The following is an 18573-nucleotide window of genomic DNA, read 5'->3' on the forward strand; positions in this document are numbered from 1 at the left end:
ATGAATCAATTCACTCAGCTTGTTCCGGCCGGCGTCAGCGATCTGGACCTGGCATTGCTGCGCCAGACCATCGCTCTGTCGCAGGCGTCGAAGCAACGGGGCCGGCACCCGTTTGCGGCGCTGGTGGCGGACCGCGACGGCAACGTCATTGCCGAAGCGGGCAACAATTCGATGCCGCCGGAAGGTGATCCCACCCAGCACGCCGAACTGGTCGCGGTGGCTGCGGCGGCGAAGCGGTTGTCACCCACGGAGCTGGAGGCGTGCACGCTGTACACCAGCGCCGAACCTTGCTGCATGTGCGCGGGCGCGGTGTATTGGACCGGTGTCGGGCGAGTGGTGTATGCGTTGTCGGAGCATGCTTTGCTCGGACTGACCGGCGATCATCCGGAGAACCCGACGTTCTCGTTGCCGTGTCGCGAAGTGTTTGCCAGAGGGCAGCGCACGGTCAGTGTCTTCGGGCCGATGCTGGAGGAGGAGGCGGCTGAGCCGCATAAAGGGTTCTGGTCTTAGTTGTTATTGATCGTTCCCACGCGGAGCGTGAGGAACGATCAGTTTCGTGCGGTCAGGTACTGGTCACTTCACCGGGACGACAACCGCACATTCCCCAGCGGAATGCCTCCCATGGTCTGTTGCGGGGCGCCTGGCTGACGTGCAAGCTCAGCCAGGCGACCCGATTTGCCTAAGCCTCCGTCCAGTCCAGCGCTGCCGTCTCGCGCCACTTCACCTCCGTAATCCCATAGCGCTCGGCCTGGGGTTTGGAAACCACTTTCAACGGTGGTTTACCCGGTTTCGGAATCGGCGCAATACCGGCGTCACAGCTCGCCCAATGCCAAGCGTCGGCGTTGCGCATACTCTTGGCGCGGATGACGAATGATTTTGGCTGGTCGTGATGTTTGTATTCGATGACGAAAATATCGGTGCTACGCATGAGTTCCTCCTTACGCTCATACGTAAATGATTTTGTCCGACAAGAAAAATTCAAAGGATTTTCTGGCCAGATGATCAGCGTCACTCAGCGCTCTGAAACGCGGTTCTTCATGAAGCCGCGCAGGTTCATCAGGAACAGGCAAAGCTGCAGAACGATCAGCGCGTAAGCCCCGGCGTAGACGCCCCAGATCACCCACAACAAATTGCTCAGACTGAAACAAACGAAGCCGCTCATGCGCCGTTGCGGTCGTTGCGAACCGATCAGCCAGGCGGCCAGAACGGTGACCAGCATCGCCGGCCATTGCACCCAATCCAGATATGCCAACACCCTGTCCTCTGCATGGATTTGCCTGATGCAGAAAGGGTACACAGCAACCGATTGTGGGTCACCGATGAGCCTTGGATCTTGTCCCAAAAAAAACCACTTGGATCAGAAACCCAAGTGGTCGGAAGTATTCGGCGCTGTAATCAAGCCACCGGAATAGGATTCTCCAGCAGCGACAGGTTGAACTGCTCGATCAACCCGTGCTCGTTCGCGCCCTGGTTGGCTCGCAGCGGCAAGACTCGATCAACCAGCACTTCGGTAGTGGCGGTTTCCAGCTTGATCAGGGTTTCCTCGATGAACTCGCCCAGCGGCATGGCGCGCTCGTCGCCGCTCTTGTGAATCAGATCGGTATCGACCCAAGGTGGCGCGATTTCCAGGACCTTGACGCTGGTGTCGCGCAGCATGAAGCGTTGCGACAGCGAGTAGGAGTGGATCGCCGCTTTGGTCGCCGAATACAGCGCCGTGGTCGCCAGCGGCAGGTAGGCCAGCACCGAGCTGTTGTTGATGATGTAGGCCTCGGGCTGGCGCTTGAGGTGTTCGACGAACGCGGCGCTGACGCGCACCGGGCCGAGCAGGTTGGTCTGCAACAGACCGACGGCCTGCTCATCGTCGTAGGCGCCGGAACCCGCGTTGTCGAAGGGCATGATCCCGGCGTTGTTGATGATCACGTTCAACGACGGATGGCGGCGGATGACTTCGGCGGCGACGTCCTTGATCTGCTGCGCATCGTTGATGTCCAGCTGCACGGTGTCGATGCCCGGATTCGCCTGGGCAATCTCTGCCAGCAGGGCCTGGCGACGGCCAGCGATGATGACTTTATTGCCGCGCTGATGCAGGGCCTCGGCCAGTGCGCGGCCGATGCCGGAAGTACCGCCGGTGATGAAAATCGTGTTGGCTTCAAGTTTCATGAGCTGCGTCCCGCAAGTGGATTGATTGGTATGTGAGCCATGATGGAGAAAACCTGATCCGACCTGAATGACGTATGTGGTAGTGTTTCAGGACATTCAACAAACGGAGCGCGACCATGCATCGAGTCGGCTATCTGCTCACGGAAGGTTTTCAGGTCATGGCGCTGGCGACCCAGTCGGTGTTCGAGTTCGCCAACATCGTCACGGGCAAAGCCGTGTACAAGGTGCAGAACTTTTCCCAGGCCGGCGGCATCGTCAGTTCCTCGCTGGGCTTGCACGTCGATACGTTACCGCTGACGCAAGCGGGGCTGGCCGACAGTTGGCTGGTGGCGGGAACGCTGACACCGCTGACGCCGCCCGATGCTGACGTGCTGCACAGCGTGCGCGGGCTCGCCGACGGCGCACGCCGCGTGGCCGGCATCTGCACCGGCTCGTTCGTACTGGCGCAGGCGGGCGTGCTGGACAACCGCCGCGTGACCACGCACTGGGCGTTCGCCCCGGCGCTGCGCAGGATGCATCCCTCGGTGAATGTCGAGGACGACCGCATCTTCATCATCGACGGCCCGGTGTGGACGTCGGCGGGCATGACCGCTGGTGTCGACATGGCGTTGGGCATGGTCGAGAAGGATCTGGGCAGCGACATTGCGCGCTCGGTGGCCCATCGACTGGTGATGCATCAGCGCCGCTCGGGCGGGCAGTCGCAGCACTCGGAATTGCTGTCGCTGTCACCCAAATCCGACCGCATTCAGAGTGCACTGGATTACGCGCGTAAGCACCTCAATCGCCCGCTGAGCGTCGAAGAACTGGCCGAAGTGGTGCACCTGAGTCCGCGGCAATTCACCCGCGTGTTCACCGCCGAAACCGGCCAGTCTCCGGCCAAGGCGATAGAGAGCCTAAGGCTGGAAGCAGCGCGTTTGCTGATCGAGCAAAGCAGTCACAGTCTGGATGTGGTCGCCAGAGAAACCGGGTTTCGTGACCGCCGGCACATGCGCGAGGTGTTCATGCGCGGGTTTGGCGTGCCGCCGCAGGCGGTACGGCGGGATTCGCGGCGGATGGTATGACGTGACCAGGGTCTACGAAAAAATGTTGACCCCCATTCTGCCGATCAGGAATACGAGCAGAATCAGGAAAAAAACTCTGATGAAACTGCTTCCATAACGTAATGCCAGAAAGACACCGGTCAGTGCACCGGCCATATTGCATAAAGCAACTATGCCGCCAATCGCCCACAAGACATTACCGGAGGGGATAAAAAATATGAGCGCAGCGCTGAACGTCCCCAGATTGACCAGTTTTGCAGAGGCTGATGCATTGAGGAAATCAAAGCCAAAGACCTTGACGAAGATAAACAGCAGCAGGCTGCCACTGCCCGGTCCGAAGACACCATCGTAGAAACCGATCAGGCTGCCGAAGAAAACTCCAAGGCAAATGTCTTTCGTTCCGAAGTGGCGGTCTTTGCCTGCCAAACCAAGTTTTTTTTCCATAAACGTGTAGATAGTCATGACTATCAATATGAAAAAGACAACGATCTCCATCAGTCTTTTAGGGACAAGGGATACTGAGAGAGCTCCGAGAAAAGAAAATAAAAAAGCGGCGAGCATGGTCGGAAGCATTAAATTCCAGCGGATTTTTATGCGCTTCAGGTAACCCGATATTGATGAAATATTGCCTGCCAGAACGGCCAGTTTGTTGGTGCCGAAAATGGTGGCAAGGCTGTACTGGGGTAGGGCATGTAGAAGTGCCGGCACCTGTACCAGGCCTCCGCCACCGACCGCAGCGTCTATCAGGCCACCACAAAACGCGAAGAAACCCAATGCAAGAACAGCGTGTTCAACATCCATGCGATAGATCCCTGCGGAACGTCATTTGGCCGGAAGGTTCATGAGTCGCTCGTGGTTTGGTTTAAATGTCGTCAAAACATGCCGATCATTCTCCAAGCTCACATTATGAGAGTTCATCGGCATGCTTCGTTAATCAATAGAGATCAACAGGTCATAATCCGATGCATGGCGGAGAATGCATTGCCGACTCTTTCATTGTAATTGAGCATGATGCCCTTGTTGTATAGGAAGTCCGCGAAGTCATTGCATTCAGCAATTTTTAATTGTTCTTCAACCCAGGCTGACGCACCAAAAGCTGCGGTCATGTAGTTGTACATTCCGTTATGGCCCTGATGTCCTAAACCGAAATCATCTTTCGCCACTTCATGCTATGCGCCATGACATTGTGGTAACCCTCACGTCTGTCGGCAGATACCGATATCGCATCCGCCGACAGGCGCATGATGATTTTTGCCGAGACAAGGCTGGTGGTTTTATGGGTTTCATTCCACCCATTGAAAAAGCTCAATACCGACGAATCTATCACTGGCTTATCGAGGAACGCCCTGAATGCGCTTTCAGCCGCCAGTTGCGCGTCTTGCGTGATGGAATGATTGAGTACCTCAAGCATGGCGTCCTGTACCTCAGCAACGTTTCCGACGCAGGCCAGCAACGGTTGACGCCGTTGGTTTTCTTCTAAGGTACGTCCGGGAATTTTCAAGTTGCGTATGTGCTTGGGCAGGGCTTGGATAAATGTCTCGCCAAATTCTTGCATGGATTTATGTTCAAGCGGTTCCAAACGACTCTGTGGCGATGCTGAGCTCATGATGTGTCCTTCTCCCTAAAGACCTATGAAATGTTTGGTTCTAACGCACTTTCTTGCCTTGCAGCGGCGAAATTAGCCCGATTTGTTGACCTGTGACAAGTGACTTATACTGACTCAATTATTCATTTTTAATGAGCGTTTACATGGAGTTTTCGCAACTGGTCATGTTCAAGGCAGTAGCCGATCTGGGCAGTATCGTCCGTGCCTCGGAGCGATTGCACTGCGTGCCGTCCAACATCACCAACCGCATCAAGCTTCTGGAACGTGAGCTTGGAGTTGACCTGTTTATTAGGAAAGGCAGAGGATTGATCATCAGCCCTTCAGGTCGGCTTTTTCTCGGCTATACCAACAAAATCCTGTCTTTGTGCGAAGAATCGCAACGAGCGCTTGATCCGTCGTCAGCTCCTTCGGGAGAACTCAGGATTGGTGCCATAGAATCATCCGCTACCGGCCGGTTACCCAAAGTGCTATCCAGGTTTCATCAACTTTATCCGGCTGTACAAATGCAATTCAGCACTGGCGATTGGTCACAATTATCCGCAGAAGTGGTCAACTACACGTTGGACGGGGCAATAATTGCCGTCAGGCCAGAACATCCGGACATCGAGAGTCTGGAGATCTATGAAGAGGATCTAGTGGTGATTGCCTCGCCGTCCGCGGGGGTGATAAACCAGCCAGAGGACCTGCGCGATGTGGATTTATTCATGTGGCCTGAAGGATGTCCCTACAGAAAGGCTTTGTTAACCTGGCTGGAGCGGTACAAAGTTTTCAACCCGATAACAAGCATAGCCAGTTATGGCACCATCCTTGGCTGCGTAAGTTCAGGCGCCGGGATATCGTTGGTGCCGAGAGGCATGTTTGAACAGTTCCGCCAGCTCGGCGGTATTCAAGGATTCTTCTTCAATGACTTAAAGCCTGTGCAGAATTATTTTATCTGGAACAGGCACGTTGAATCTCATCGCGCAAAAGACAAGTTTGCCGATTTGCTTAAGGAAGAGTTCAAGGTTTGAGAAGTGGTCGGCAGTTGGCCCTATCCTGCAAAGTTCGCCTGCACTCGTCATTCAGCACAAGGGACCGAGCGCTTACAGAGATCACTGATAGGCTCTCGCAACCATGGTCATTGGATTGAAATAAATGAATCTGGAAGCGCAACTGCGGTATCTGATTGCTGAAGATCCCGTCCGCATGCACATCTTGCGAATAGTCAGAGATCTCAACTTGCCGGACTGCTGGGTTGCCGCAGGTTTTGTGCGCAGCCTGGTTTGGGATCATCTGCATCAGCGCCAACCTTCGCCGTTGCCCGAGGACATTGATGTCATATGGTTCGACAGAACACGTCCCGGTGATCAAACGGATTTAGCCTTGGAGGTCGAGCTTGCAGCACTGTGCAGTGGCTTGAACTGGTCGGTGAAAAACCAGGCACGCATGCACCAGCGAAACGCCGATGCGCCTTATGGGGCGGCTGCGGATGCAATGACGTTCTGGCCGGAAACTGCTACGGCAGTAGGTGTCAGGCTTGATCGGCATGGTGCGATAAAGGTTTCGGCGCCGTTGGGGCTGGAGGATTTGTTTGCGCTGAAAGTGCGGCCAACCGCCCGATTTGAAAGTGATAAAAACGCGGTGTTTCTGGAGCGCGTGCAGTCGAAGAGATGGCTCGAGATCTGGCCGAAGTTGAGGCTTCTAACGCAGGGTTGATGCCATCCCGATTGATCGTTTAAACCGATAAGGAAATCTTTATGCATCCCGACAAGGCCTGTGCTGTGGTGCTTTGTTTCGCACAGCGCCCGCGAATCCTGTTGTTTCGACATCCACAGGCTGGGGTGCAGTTAGTAAAAGGAACCATTGAGCGCGGAGAAACACCCGCCGAGGCCGCTTTGCGAGAACTGGCGGAAGAGTCCGGTATCCACAATGCGACAATCAGTGAAGATTTAGGATGCTGGGAGTCTTGCCACCACGGACAAGTCTGGTCGTTCCAACTTTGCGAGGTGCGTGAGCCACAGCCAGAGCGATGGTCTCATCAGACACTGGATGATCACGGCCATGTTTTCGATTTTTTCTGGGCTTCGCTCGATCACCTGCCGTATGACGATTGCCATCCTGTCTTTCGTCGAGCGCTCGGGTTTTTGATTGAGGCTTTGAAGTACCAGGGACAACTAGCGGCACACGACCGAGGAGCAAAATGGAGATTGACCGGCTGCTTAAGAAGCGACAGTTGAATGTGCAGGAACAGAATGCCGTGACGGCCCATCGCCTGATGACAACTGCAAAATTCTGGCGTAACGCCGGTCTTCCCGTTGCCTTGGTTGGTTATGGCGAAAGCCAGGGCATCGACTGGGCGGGCACCGTGGTACTTGAACTGGAAGTCGATTTCCCCGGCATGCCACGGCTGTATGGCTTGATCCTGAATCAGGCAGAACGGTTCATAGCCTTTGAAATTGACACCGACAGTGATCACCAATGCGTGGAAACTGTAGAGCGATGGGAAGATGTAACTTCCATTCAGAACCATGCAGTTTCCCAGCGCGGCACTGGTAGAGGTTTCGCTGTAATTGCTCTTCAGGTCAGACGGGAAATTTCAGGATCGTGACAGGCAAGGATCGCCGGTAACCTAAGCACAATCCCCTTGTAGGACTGAGCCTGCTCGCGATGACGCCAGCCCATTCACAGCCACATAAACAGAAAACCCTCAGCCCGTTTAAACAGTAACTCCAGCCTTAAGCAAACGGCTACAACGCCTTGCGTCATTCCCTACGACTACGCCAGAATCCGCCGGCTTGTGCGTCTAGGTCGCGGGTTCTATCGTCTGTCGGTCGCTGAAAAACAGTGATCGGGTTTGGTAGCCCGCCATAACTAGTCGCATCGCGCACCGTTCGCAGACCGGCTTCAGGTCGCTGCTCAATGGTGGCCATGCGCAGGACACCTTCGGGTGTGCCGGTTCCTAGTTACCGGTCTACCAACCCGCGTATGGCCGCCACCTTCGTTTGGTAGCGAATGTGAAGGCTCCTTTTAGCTAACTAGGAGTTTCACCATGTTCAAAGTCACACCCAATCCCCCAACCACCGACCCCGCATCGCCCAACGAATCCAGCGCCTCGAAAAAGCTTCACGAAGCCGCCGAACGCGCCCTCGATCACTACCTCGGCCCCGCCGAAATCCTGGCCAGCACCAACACTCCGGAACAGATGTTCCTCGCCAATCCGAAATACGACACCGAATCCCTGCTGGCCAACGCCAGCGAATCCCTCGGCTCGGCCACCACCTTGCTCCACGACTTCGCCGCGCTGCTCGACAACCCGCGCCGCAAGACGCTGCTGGGCATTGCCCAGGTCGTCATGCTCGGCGAAATCGCGGTCAATCAGGCTTTGGACAAAGTCGAAATAGCCAAATAACCCGCAATGCGACGAGCGCAAAACCTCATCGCAATCCCCGGGCGCGCCATGGCTGGCACACGGCCACGGCTTGCACCACCCGGGCTCGACTGTCACCCTTCGGGCCGTTCTTCAAGGATCAGAACAAGGAATCAAGGATTGAGTGGTTACGTTCCAAACCCGCCGAAAAACTACCGCTACGAACAAGGTCGAACGTTTCTGCGAGCCGGGGGAGGGAGCGCCAGCGGCGCTGAACCAAATGACGACAAAGAATCCGCGCGCGGTTGGGTAGGTTGGGAGGTACGGGGAAACAGGTTATTGGCGCAGATCTGCTCAAGCGAATTTTCGTACGCTGGCAATCTATGTACGCCCTGCCATGACCACAAGCACCAGACTCAGGACGCTGGCGGAATTCTTACGAACGGAGCTGGAGGTAACTGCGATTTATCTCTACAAGGGTGAAATAGGAAGCTATGCCCAGGTAGACCTCGAGAGCCTGCAATTCTGCTGATCCGGTATCGAGCCGGGGGCGATAAGCAGGACTCGCCAACCAAGAGTCCCGCCACCACATCCCCTCAAACCTCAGCCTTCACCCCAACCTTCACCGGCGCTTTGCGATACGTCAGCAGAACAATCCCGCTCACCACAATCACGCCACCGATGATCTGTCCTCTGCTGAGCATCTGATCCAGCACAATCCAGCCCATCAACAACGTCGCCAATGGCTCAATGTTCATCACCGGTGCGTTGCGTGGCATGTCCAGCCTGGGCACGGAAATGAACAACACAATGAAGCCGGTCCCATAGAGCACGACGAGCGTGGCAAGGGCCAGCCAGCCGGTTGAGGTGGCGGGGAGGTTGAGTCCGCCGGGGAGGGCGCCGGTCAGGCCGGCCAGGTTAACGCTGCTGAACACGATGAAGATGGTCAGCAGGCTGCGCACCGAGCCGCGCACTTGCGACAGCTTGTGATCAGTGATCCACAGCGCGCAGGCGAATACGCTGGCCGCGCAGAAGGCGAGTGCAACGCCCAGTAGCCATTCCGGGCCGACACTCGCGCTGTCTGACAGACGTCCGGGGACGTCCAGTACGAACACCAATCCCACGAGAATCAAGCCCATCAACATCGCGGTGCGTGCGCTTGGTCGTGGGCCGCCCAGCGCCCAGGTCAGCAAGGCCAGCAGGATCGGAAACACGTTGGCCACCAGTAGCGCCAAAGCAACCGGCACCCGTGCTACGGCGGAGTACAGGCACAGGCTCTGCGCGGTGATCAACAGCCCCAACAGTAATTGCCAACGCCAGGCGCCCGCCGGCAGGCGCAGGCTTTGTCGTTGCCACAGCACCAGAATGGCAAGCACCAGCAGGGTCCCGCCGGAGCGCATCAGAATCGCCAGCAACACGCCCGCGCCATCATCAAAAGCCACCCGTGCCGCGACGTGGTTGCCGGCGAACGCACAACCCATGCACAACAGAATGATCACGGCGAGATAACGGGGGAAGGGCGGCGATACGGTTGGCGCAAACTCAGGACGGGACATGGCAGGTCTCAAAAATGATAGCCACTCGGGGTGGCTCAGGTTTTTATTATGTTGTCGTACAACTGCCAGATTTGTACCGTAATTGAGCAGGGGCGGCAAGCTTGAAGGGCTTGATAAACCGCTTGGGCGTGATGCTGTTTGAGTTTAAGAGATCGTATAACCTGCCTGCTAGGCACGAGCATCGAGGCGAGTTGCCCACCCATCCTCTCGAGCCTGACCGACCAGAAAATCCACAAAAGCCCGGGTTTTTGCCGGCAACAGTTTCTGGCTGGAAAAGTACAAATAGATCTGCCCTGCATCGACATACCAATCGGGCAAAACCCTTTCCAGCGTACCGTCCTGCAGATAAGGCAAAACATCCGGAACTGCCAACAGCGCAACCCCCAACCCCAGTCGGGCGCACTGACACAGCGCTTGCGGATCGTTGACCAACAGGCGCGGCGCCAACTCCAGCGGTGCCCGTTGCCCGTCGGGCCCTTGCAGCATCCAGCTGCGCACCTTGCCGGTCTGCACCGAGCGTATGGCCAGATGATCCAGCGTCGCCAGCTCTTCGATGTGCCGGATGCGCTTGTGTGCCGAGAGGTATTCCTTCGATGCCACCAGAATCAGATGCGCCGGGGCGATGGCTCTGGCGACCACACCTTGTGCGAGTTCAATGCCGCCACCGATGGCCGCATCAAATCCATCCGCGATGAGATCGACCTGGCGATTGTCGACGTGCCATTCAGGGGTCACGGCGGGGTATTGCTTGAGAAACTCGGGCATCAGCGGCAGCAGAAAATCCCTGGCGAAACCGGGTGCTGCGCTCAGACGCAAAAGCCCTGAAGGCTCTCCGGCATTGCCGGCCACATCGGCAATCGCCGCTTGAACACTTTCCAGTCCCGAACCGACGTTGGCCAGAAAGCGTTCTCCCGCTTCGGTCAGCGTGAGTTTGCGCGTGCTGCGCTGAAACAAGCGTACGCCGAGGTTGGCCTCCAGCTGCGCGACATTGCGACTGACCGCCGCGGGCGTCAGACCCAGGCGCCGCGCCGCCGCAGAGAAGCTTCCCGCCTCGGCGCTGCGCACAAATGAGAGCAAATTGCCTAAGGTTTCCATCTGCGCACCTTCAATGAATGATTGAAAGTGATTCTAGGTGGCTTCCACTACTGGTGGAAGATCAAAAGGCGTCTCATAGCCTCATCAACTTCAACCACCCAGAGGCTCGACCATGAACACTTCCACGCTTCCACTGACCGGCAAAATCGCCATCGTTACCGGTGGCTCACGCAGCATCGGCGCAGCAATCGCCAAACGGCTCGCGGCAGATGGAGCCACCGTCGCTATCACCTACAACGCATCGCCAGATCGCGCCGAAGCGGTCGTGCAGGAAATCGTTGCGGCGGGCGGCCAGGCTGTGGCGCTGGCGGCCGATGCGGGCAATCCCGAGGCTGTACGTGCAGCGATTGCCGAGGTTGCACAGCGTTTTGGCAAGATCGACATTCTGGTGAACAACGCTGGTATCAGCCTGCTCGGTGCCCCCGAGGACATCGCCTTTGAGGACTTTCAACGCATCCTTGCGGTGAACGTGACCGGCGTCTTCGTCGCCACTCAGCAAGCGCTCAAACACATGGGGCAGGGCGGTCGCATCATTCACATCGGCAGCTCGATGGTGCAATACGCTGCGTTCGCTACCGCCTCCGTCTACACCCTGAGCAAAGGTGCGCTGACCGGTTTCAGTCGTGGACTGGTGCGCGATCTGGGGCCGCGCGGTATCACTGTGAACACCGTCCATCCTGGCCCGACCGACAGCGACATGAACCCGGCCGACGGGCCTATTGCGGACTTCCTACGCCCGAACATCGCCATGGGGCGGTACGGCGAGGGCAAGGATGTTGCCAGCGCGGTGGCGTACCTGGCCAGTGCAGAGGCAGGGTTTGTCACCGGCGCAGAATTAATCGTCGACGGCGGCTTCACAGCGTAAGGAGAGCATCATGACTATCAGCATCATCGGTACAGGCTCCATCGGCACCGCTATCGCTCGGTTGCTCGTCAACGCGGGCCTGCCGGTCAGCCTGGCCAACAGCCGCGGGCCGCAGAGCCTTGCCGATTTGGTCGGCGAATTGGGCCCACTGGCGCAAGCGGTGACGGCTCAGCAAGCCAGTCAGGCGGACATTGTTTTTCTGGCGGTGAACTGGTCGAAAATCCCCGACGCGGTACGCGATCTCGGGCCTTGGAATGGGCGCATCGTGATCGACGCCAACAACCCGATCGAGGCGCCACTGTTCAAACCGTTCGATCTGGGCGGCCAGCCGTCTTCGCAAGTGGTGGCGCAGATGCTGCCCGGTGCGCACGTGGTCAAGGCCTTCAACCATTTGCTCGCGGCTCTGCTGAGCGATCCCACCGCCGAGGGCGGCAAGCGGGTGCTGTTTTATTCCGGTGAAGATGCCACGAGCAAAACCAAGGTTGCAGAGCTGATTACTCAACTGGGTTTTTACGGCATCGATCTGGGCGGTGTGCAGCAAGGAATGCTTGCGCAGTTTCCGGGCGGACCGCTGCCAGCCTTGAACCTGGTCAAACATGGTTAATCGCTGAGCCCGGGCAACCGGGCTTCGCACACATACAATTTGAGGTATCAAAATGTCTGGCTCGAATTCGCCAAACACTGAAACGTAGCAGGCGATTCGATGCAGGAATACAAGCCCGCTCAGGCATGTCACGCACAAGCGCATATACTCGCTGAGGCGCTTTCGCTGCGAACTCCCAAAGAGACCTGTCAGGGCAGACGATGATCGACAGAACGGACCCCCCGAATGAATCGGCCAGCGACGAGACGCTGGGTGCCACGCAGCCCGTAACTGCGCTGAATCTGCGTTGGCTGATTCTCTCCCTTGTACTGCTGTCTGTTCTGGCGACGTTGGGCAACAGCCTTGTCACAGCCTACCGCGTGCAGCGCGATGCCTTGGTTGATCATGCGCTGCAATCGAACAGTGCTTATGCAGCTAAGGTCGCCTCGAGCCTCGCTGAATTCATTCACTCGGCACAGAATCATCTGCGCTACAGCGCCGGTGAATTGGGCAAGGCCTGGGGTGCCCCCAGCGTCATGCGCGCCGAAGCGCTGCGCCTGCAAAAACAGGATGGCGATTTCAACTCGATCGCCATCATCGATAGCACTGCCAAGGTGCTGGAAGCGTACCCGGACACACTGCAAATCAACGGTTCAACGCTGCGTTCGGATGCCATTCTCAAAGCCATCGAGGCGAGGCGGCCGTTCATCAGCTCGGCGTACACATCGGCCGCCGGCAATCTCGTCATATTTATCTCCGAACCCGTTTACGACTCTGCTGAGCGTTACGTGGGCATCATTGGCGGTTCGGTTTATCTGCGCGAAGACAATGCACTGCATACCCTGATCAGCCGCCATTTCCAGCACGAAGGCACCTTTGCTTTTGTAGCGGATCAAGATCGCCAACTGCTTTTTCACCCTGAGGCGACGCGCATTGGCGACACCCTGGGCTGGAGCAAAACCGTGGATGCGGCGTTGCGTGGCGAGAGCGGCTCGATGAGCGTGCGTAATTACAAGGGCGTGCCGATGCTGGCCGGATATGCTCAAGTGCCGGGCGTCGGTTGGGCCGTCGTCGCGCAGCAGCCGCGCGAGGTCAGTCTGGCGCCGCTCAATACCTTGATGCGCGATGTTCTGCTGGGAATGCTGCCTGCCGCCCTGATCGGCTTCGTACTGATCTGGTTTGGCACCTTGCTGATCTGTCGCCCGCTTAATCAGCTGTCGCGTATTGCCCGGCAGTTGTCAGCGCCCCAGGCCAGCGAGCAACTTCGCCACGTCAAGGCTTGGTATCACGAGGCGTTTTCCATCCGCCAGGCGATGCTTGCCGGCGTGCATTTGTTGCAAGCGAAGCTGGGCCACCTTAACCAGCAGGTGCTGACCGACCCCATGACCGGACTGGCCAATCGCAGAGCCATGGATGAAGAGTTGCGCCGCCTTGAGCGCACCGGGCAGACATATTCGGTGTTATCGCTGGACATCGACCATTTCAAAAGGGTTAACGACACCTTTGGCCACGACAAGGGCGATCTGGCGATCAAACAGGTCGCGCATACGCTGCAAACCTATTCCCGCGTCGGCGACTTGGCGTGCCGAGCCGGAGGAGAGGAGTTCCTGCTGATTTTGCCGCAAACCGATGTCGAGTCAGCCAGCGCCATCGCTGAGCGGATTCGTCACGCCATTGCGACCAGTGATATTCCAACCGTCGGGCGCATTACCGCTTCGATCGGTGTGGCAACGTGTGAACACTCGCCGACCAATGCAGAAATCGTCCTGAAGAAAGCCGATGAATGCCTCTACCGCGCCAAACAGGGCGGGCGAAATCGAGTGGAATCGTCCGCGCGCACGACCTTGAATACTTGCACATGAGCCGCGCGATTGACGCACGTCAGCGATCCTTCAATCAGCGGACTGGCGTGTTGATTCTCCGTCGATTCCACGCTAAAAGCAGCGCTAGGTGCCGAGCAAACGGCGGGTCCAGTATTTGCGAAGACGTCACGGGCCAAATCATTCGGGCGGTGAAATGAAACGTTCCAAAATCATGCGGCGGGGAATATTGCTGACGGCCCTTGCGGTGATCGTCCCGTTGGGCATGACCCTCGCGGCTGGCTGGATGCTGTCGATCTATGCGGCTCATGACCGCCTTCAGACGCTCGCCGCCATCGCCAATGATCGCGCCAGCCAGACATTCGCGCAGGCCTCCCAGGCGCTGAAGAGTGTCGCCGTGACCGACCTCGAACCCTGCTCGCCACAAGGCATCGAGCAGATGCGCATGATTGCCATCAATACCTTTTCGGTCGAGACGGTGGGCTACGAAGAGGATGTGTTTGCCTGCACGTCATGGGGTGCCACGCCGCCGCGGTCGAAGCAATGGGCGGAGGATTTCGTCACTGATGACGGGGTGAAGGTGTCCATCGATGCGCGGGATGACAACGAACTGATCAAACCGATGCTGGCGTTGCAGTTTGCTGCATTCAACGTGCTGGTCGACCCGGAACAATTTCGCGAAGTCGTGCTTGATGAAGGCGTCAGGCTGGCCGTCGGCACACGTCAAGGCCGCTTGCTGGGGCCGGCAGACCCGAACCTGGCGAGCTTCCTCGCCTTGGTACATGAAGGGCCGACGCATGGCCTCAAGGACGGCTTTCTCTACACACTGGTGGCCCAGGGCAACTTCACCGTAATTGCCGCAATCCCGCGACAGGAACTGCTGCGCAGCCTCGGGCAACACGTGCTTTATCTGCTGCCGATCGGTCTTGTCATCAGCGTAGGCCTGGTCATTGCGAGCCTGCGCTGGTGGCGTCGCAAGCTGTCCCCGCTGGCGGCACTGGAGCGCGCGGTGCAGCGACAGGAGTTCGTGGTTCATTATCAGCCGATCATCGAAATTGAGACCCGGCGCTGCATCGGCGCCGAAGCCTTGATCCGCTGGCGCAAACCCAACGGCACGCTGGTCTACCCGGACGTGTTCATCCCGCTGGCCGAATCCAGTGGCTTGATCGAAGCGATCACTGACCAAGTGGTTCACCGCGTATTCGCAGACCTTGGCGCCATGCTGGCCAGTGATCGTTCACTGCACGTAGCGTTAAATCTGGCCGCAGCCGACGTCAGCTCTGGGCGACTGATCCCTGCTTTGTTGAATGAAAGCCGTCGCCTCGACGTGCAGCCCGCGCAGATATGGCTTGAAGTGACAGAGCGCAGCCTTGTCGACCTGGCGTCAGCGAAAATCACACTGGAGCACGCGCGAAACGCCGGATTCGTTGTCGCGCTCGATGACTTCGGCACCGGCTATTCGAGTCTGCAATACCTGCAGCAATTACCACTGGACGTGCTCAAGATCGACCGATCCTTCGTTGAGCAAATCAGCGAAGCAGAGGAGAAGACCTTGCTGGTCACTCACGTCATCCAGATGGGCCACGCGTTGCGGCTGACACTTGTCGCTGAGGGCGTCGAGACGCCGGCGCAACTCGACTTCCTGCGCGCCAACCAGGTGCGATATGCGCAGGGATGGCTGTTCGCGAAAGCCATGGAAAGCGCTCAGTTCAAACAGCTCTATCTGGACGGTCGGCCTTGCACCGACGCGCGTATTCTCCAGGACCCGATCGTTTCCTGAAAGAAAGGAGTCAAAAAACCACATTGACATATCGAAAAATCTCGATATCCTCGGCGCATGGAACTGATCGAAATCTTCAAAGCCCTCTCGAACCCGACGCGCCTCAAGATCCTTGAAGGCCTGAAGGATCCCGTCAAGAACTTCCCCCCGCAGGATGAGGGTGACGTTCTTGTTGAGGGTGTCTGCGTCAGCAGCATCCAGGAAGGTATCGGCCTGTCGCAGTCGACGGTGTCGAGTTATCTGGCCACGTTGCAGCGGGTGGGGCTGGTTGAAGTGCGGCGCATCGGTCAATGGACCTACTACAAACGCAATGAGGCAGCAATCAGCGCGCTTGCAGAGATCATAGGGAAAGAGCTGTAAATTTTTTTACTCTAGGATATCGAGAAATCCCGATATCCCTCTTTATCGATACGAGGTTTTGCCATGAAAGCGATGATTCTGAAATCCTTCGGCGGTCCTGATTCGTTCGAACTCAGCGACGTGCCCAAACCGGTTCCGCAAGCCGGCCAAGTGCTAGTCCGAGTGCACGCCACTTCCATCAATCCGCTGGATTACCAGGTTCGGCGCGGTGACTATCCCGACCTGGTGCCGCTGCCAGCCATTACCGGTCACGATGTGTCGGGTGTGGTTGAAGCCATCGGGCCGGGCGTCAGCGCTTTCGCGCCAGGCGACGAGGTCTGGTACACCCCGCAGATATTCGACGGGCAGGGCAGTTATGCCGAGTACCACGTCGCAGCCGAAAGCATCATCGCCAGGAAGCCTGCCTCGCTGAGCCACCTTGAGGCGGCCAGTCTGAGTCTGGTCGGCGGTACGGTTTGGGAAGCGCTGACCGTGCGCGCCGTACTCCGCGTAGGCGAAAGCATTCTCATCCACGGCGGCGCGGGCGGGGTCGGCCATGTGGCGATTCAGGTGGCCAAAGCCATGGGCGCCAGAGTGTTCACCACCGTGCGCGAGGCCAACGCCGATTTCGTCCGCAGCCTGGGCGCCGACGTGGTGATCGATTACACCCAAGAGGATTACGTCGAAGCGATCATGCGCGAAACCGCCGGGCATGGCGTTGATGTGGTGTTCGATACCATCGGCGGCGATACCCTGTCTCGCAGCGCCGACGTGCTCGCCCAGCTTGGCCGCGTGGTCTCGATCGTCGACATCGCGCAGCCACAAAACCTCGTTCAGGCCTGGGGCAAGAACGCCAGCTACCACTTCGTTTTCACCCGGCAGAATCGCGGCAAGCTCGATGAACTGAGCGCGTTGGTCGAGCGCGGCCAGTTGCGGCCCCACGTTGGCGCGGTCTATTCGCTCGCCGACATCCCGCTCGCCCACGCTCGACTGGAGAGCGCCAACAACGGTCTGCTGGGAAAAATCGCCATCGCCGTCGAGCCTTCACTCACCGTCTGAATCCGCCCACTGATTTTGGAGATACATCATGGTTTACGAAATCGCTGTGCTGCCCGTTCACCCGCATCAGACTGAAGCCTTCCGACGGGCATTTGCCGAAGTCGAACCGTTGCTCACCCGCGCCAAGGGATACGGCGGCCACTTGCTGGCGCAAGGTATTGAAACCCCCGAGCAGTTCAATTTGATCGTGCGCTGGCAATCGCTTGAGGATCACTCGCCGGGGTTTGAGCAGAGTGAAGACCACCAGCGCTTCATGCTGGGGCTGGAGGAATATTTCTCCGCAGAACCGAAGGTCTACCACATTGAGGGTGGTGCTTTTCCGGGGGGCGATTTTGGCGTACCGGGCAACGGTTCCAGCGTAGGCATCTGAGGGAGTATGTGGCTGTTCGTCACAAGCGGCTGTGGCTGGTCGAGCACTGCTTGTGATGAATTGCCCCTTTAATTCCTCTCTGGCCTGTTCATGGGGCAGGGGTGGCAGGCAAAATGCGCCGTTTTCCATATGTCTCGTATTGCTGCTCATCCAAGGAAGGCCACTTGAAAGTCACTCCCCACGCTTCCCTGCGCCCTGAAATCTGGCCAGCCGTTGTTCTATTGCTGCTGGCAAGCCTGATCACGACCGGTTGCACGCGCTCCCATTCTCCAAGACCGGTGGAACGCGATCCTTGTCTGGATGCCGGTCCAGCGCATACAACGGCCTACGCCAAATGCATGAGCGAGCGGAAAGAGCGCCAAGCTGAAGCGCTCAGAATACTGCTCAGTGATGATCCTTCTGACAATCCGCAACGGCAAGTGGCCGTGACAGGCGACAGCGATTTCCAACCGTCTGATTTTCCTGACGACCCAATGCCAGCGAGTTTTCGCATGCCTTCCAATTTGAATCTCAAGGATACCCAGGCGTTTCCTTACAAGGCTCGCATCAGCTGGAAATACGTGTCGGATCGCTTCCTGCCGAGTTCAAAGGAATCCGCGCGGATGATGCAAATGGACCGTCTGATCCAGGCAGCCGTCGCAACGGATAGTTCGGCAAAGTGGGGGTGCACGGTCACTGGCGGACAACGCATGGAATGGGTTTTCTACACCCTGGACGACGCGGCCTTTGTCAGCCGTGTGCAGGCAGCTCTGGCGCAGACCGGGCCTTATCCGATTGAATTCAGCAGCCGTAAACAGGCAGATGTCAGTGCTGAGGTGCCGAACACCGAGCAAACTCGACTGACGCCCAAGCGATGCCTGGAGTGAAGACTCTCGACGGATAACCTCTTGAAACGGACTTCTCTCATCGCAAGGAGTCCGTAGCCGTAGTCGCTTCAGAGACGTTCGTTGCGGG

General features: G+C 57.7%; 23 protein-coding genes and 1 pseudogene. 16 read left to right on the forward strand and 8 right to left on the reverse strand.

The features are described 5' to 3' along the window. Positions 1 to 510: a nucleoside deaminase gene (locus tag KVG87_RS07930; RefSeq protein ID WP_095179608.1), complete on the forward strand. Its 510-nt coding sequence runs from the start codon at positions 1 to 3 to the stop codon at positions 508 to 510. A gap of 169 nt (positions 511 to 679) precedes the next feature. Here KVG87_RS07930 and KVG87_RS07935 read toward each other — a convergent pair whose 3' ends face one another. From KVG87_RS07935 to KVG87_RS07945, 3 genes are all read right to left on the reverse strand, one after another. Then, a complete protein-coding gene (locus KVG87_RS07935; RefSeq protein ID WP_041480580.1) occupies positions 680 to 928 on the reverse strand; it encodes a DUF6555 family protein in 249 nt (82 codons plus the stop codon). Between the two features lie 84 nt (positions 929 to 1012). Beyond that, positions 1013 to 1219, reverse strand: a complete 207-nt coding sequence (locus KVG87_RS07940; RefSeq protein ID WP_400502970.1) for a hypothetical protein — start codon at positions 1217 to 1219, stop codon at positions 1013 to 1015. Between the two features lie 176 nt (positions 1220 to 1395). Continuing rightward, on the reverse strand, positions 1396 to 2160 hold the full coding sequence (locus KVG87_RS07945; RefSeq protein WP_217850075.1) for an SDR family oxidoreductase: 765 nt from the start codon (positions 2158 to 2160) through the stop codon (positions 1396 to 1398). Positions 2161 to 2276: 116 nt separating this feature from the next. Here KVG87_RS07945 and KVG87_RS07950 point away from each other — a divergent pair, with 116 nt between their 5' ends. Continuing rightward, positions 2277 to 3221, forward strand: coding sequence for a GlxA family transcriptional regulator (locus tag KVG87_RS07950; protein ID WP_056784807.1), 945 nt, complete (start codon positions 2277 to 2279; stop codon positions 3219 to 3221). Between the two features lie 12 nt (positions 3222 to 3233). On the opposite strand, the gene KVG87_RS07955 is transcribed toward KVG87_RS07950, so the two are convergent. From KVG87_RS07955 to KVG87_RS07960, 3 genes are all read right to left on the reverse strand, one after another. Beyond that, complete coding sequence (locus KVG87_RS07955) at positions 3234 to 4001, reverse strand: sulfite exporter TauE/SafE family protein (RefSeq protein WP_217850076.1); 768 nt, start codon at positions 3999 to 4001, stop codon at positions 3234 to 3236. A gap of 143 nt (positions 4002 to 4144) precedes the next feature. Next, positions 4145 to 4306, reverse strand: a complete 162-nt coding sequence (locus KVG87_RS25860; RefSeq protein ID WP_225930805.1) for a hypothetical protein — start codon at positions 4304 to 4306, stop codon at positions 4145 to 4147. 32 nt (positions 4307 to 4338) lie between these two features. Then, positions 4339 to 4806 carry a hypothetical protein gene (locus tag KVG87_RS07960; RefSeq protein ID WP_225930806.1) on the reverse strand — a complete coding sequence of 156 codons (468 nt, stop codon included), beginning with the start codon at positions 4804 to 4806 and terminating at the stop codon, positions 4339 to 4341. Positions 4807 to 4949: 143 nt separating this feature from the next. Here KVG87_RS07960 and KVG87_RS07965 point away from each other — a divergent pair, with 143 nt between their 5' ends. The 6 genes and pseudogenes from KVG87_RS07965 to KVG87_RS26200 all read left to right on the forward strand — a co-directional run. After that, on the forward strand, positions 4950 to 5816 hold the full coding sequence (locus KVG87_RS07965) for a LysR family transcriptional regulator (RefSeq protein ID WP_217850077.1): 867 nt from the start codon (positions 4950 to 4952) through the stop codon (positions 5814 to 5816). A gap of 124 nt (positions 5817 to 5940) precedes the next feature. Then, complete coding sequence (locus KVG87_RS07970; RefSeq protein WP_217850079.1) at positions 5941 to 6501, forward strand: nucleotidyltransferase family protein; 561 nt, start codon at positions 5941 to 5943, stop codon at positions 6499 to 6501. Positions 6502 to 6542: 41 nt separating this feature from the next. After that, positions 6543 to 7022 (forward strand): NUDIX hydrolase, encoded by a 480-nt coding sequence (locus tag KVG87_RS07975; protein WP_217850081.1) that lies wholly within the window; start codon positions 6543 to 6545, stop codon positions 7020 to 7022. Further along, a complete protein-coding gene (locus tag KVG87_RS07980; protein WP_217850083.1) occupies positions 6986 to 7393 on the forward strand; it encodes a hypothetical protein in 408 nt (135 codons plus the stop codon). The genes KVG87_RS07975 and KVG87_RS07980 overlap by 37 nt, the downstream gene beginning before the upstream one ends. A 441-nt stretch (positions 7394 to 7834) precedes the next feature. After that, a complete protein-coding gene (locus KVG87_RS07985; RefSeq protein ID WP_217850085.1) occupies positions 7835 to 8194 on the forward strand; it encodes a DUF6124 family protein in 360 nt (119 codons plus the stop codon). Positions 8195 to 8377: 183 nt separating this feature from the next. Further along, a pseudogene (locus tag KVG87_RS26200) lies at positions 8378 to 8538 on the forward strand (DUF2931 family protein); the annotation flags it as partial. A gap of 210 nt (positions 8539 to 8748) precedes the next feature. Here KVG87_RS26200 and KVG87_RS07990 read toward each other — a convergent pair. Both KVG87_RS07990 and KVG87_RS07995 read right to left on the reverse strand, forming a co-directional pair. Next, positions 8749 to 9708: an EamA family transporter gene (locus KVG87_RS07990; RefSeq protein WP_217850087.1), complete on the reverse strand. Its 960-nt coding sequence runs from the start codon at positions 9706 to 9708 to the stop codon at positions 8749 to 8751. A 168-nt stretch (positions 9709 to 9876) separates the two neighbouring features. Beyond that, a complete protein-coding gene (locus KVG87_RS07995; protein WP_217850088.1) occupies positions 9877 to 10803 on the reverse strand; it encodes a LysR family transcriptional regulator in 927 nt (308 codons plus the stop codon). Between the two features lie 112 nt (positions 10804 to 10915). Here KVG87_RS07995 and KVG87_RS08000 point away from each other — a divergent pair, with 112 nt between their 5' ends. The 8 genes from KVG87_RS08000 to KVG87_RS08035 all read left to right on the forward strand — a co-directional run bounded on the left by KVG87_RS08000 (position 10916) and on the right by KVG87_RS08035 (position 18485). Further along, positions 10916 to 11668: a 3-oxoacyl-ACP reductase family protein gene (locus KVG87_RS08000; protein ID WP_076563338.1), complete on the forward strand. Its 753-nt coding sequence runs from the start codon at positions 10916 to 10918 to the stop codon at positions 11666 to 11668. Positions 11669 to 11675: 7 nt separating this feature from the next. Then, a complete protein-coding gene (locus KVG87_RS08005) occupies positions 11676 to 12272 on the forward strand; it encodes an NADPH-dependent F420 reductase (RefSeq protein WP_217850455.1) in 597 nt (198 codons plus the stop codon). 200 nt (positions 12273 to 12472) lie between these two features. Beyond that, positions 12473 to 14113: a sensor domain-containing diguanylate cyclase gene (locus KVG87_RS08010; protein WP_217850089.1), complete on the forward strand. Its 1641-nt coding sequence runs from the start codon at positions 12473 to 12475 to the stop codon at positions 14111 to 14113. A gap of 154 nt (positions 14114 to 14267) precedes the next feature. Continuing rightward, complete coding sequence (locus KVG87_RS08015; RefSeq protein WP_217850090.1) at positions 14268 to 15851, forward strand: EAL domain-containing protein; 1584 nt, start codon at positions 14268 to 14270, stop codon at positions 15849 to 15851. A gap of 57 nt (positions 15852 to 15908) precedes the next feature. Next, the gene (locus tag KVG87_RS08020; RefSeq protein ID WP_024012559.1) at positions 15909 to 16211 is read left to right on the forward strand and encodes an ArsR/SmtB family transcription factor; all 303 of its coding nucleotides are present in this window, start codon (positions 15909 to 15911) and stop codon (positions 16209 to 16211) included. A gap of 63 nt (positions 16212 to 16274) precedes the next feature. Next, positions 16275 to 17249, forward strand: a complete 975-nt coding sequence (locus tag KVG87_RS08025; protein ID WP_217850091.1) for a zinc-dependent alcohol dehydrogenase family protein — start codon at positions 16275 to 16277, stop codon at positions 17247 to 17249. Between the two features lie 28 nt (positions 17250 to 17277). Further along, the gene (locus KVG87_RS08030; RefSeq protein ID WP_217850092.1) at positions 17278 to 17619 is read left to right on the forward strand and encodes an antibiotic biosynthesis monooxygenase family protein; all 342 of its coding nucleotides are present in this window, start codon (positions 17278 to 17280) and stop codon (positions 17617 to 17619) included. 164 nt (positions 17620 to 17783) lie between these two features. Beyond that, the gene (locus tag KVG87_RS08035) at positions 17784 to 18485 is read left to right on the forward strand and encodes a DUF695 domain-containing protein (RefSeq protein ID WP_217850094.1); all 702 of its coding nucleotides are present in this window, start codon (positions 17784 to 17786) and stop codon (positions 18483 to 18485) included. The last annotated feature ends 88 nt before the right edge of the window (positions 18486 to 18573 follow it).

The organism is Pseudomonas siliginis, assembly GCF_019145195.1.
GTDB lineage: Bacteria > Pseudomonadota > Gammaproteobacteria > Pseudomonadales > Pseudomonadaceae > Aquipseudomonas > Aquipseudomonas siliginis.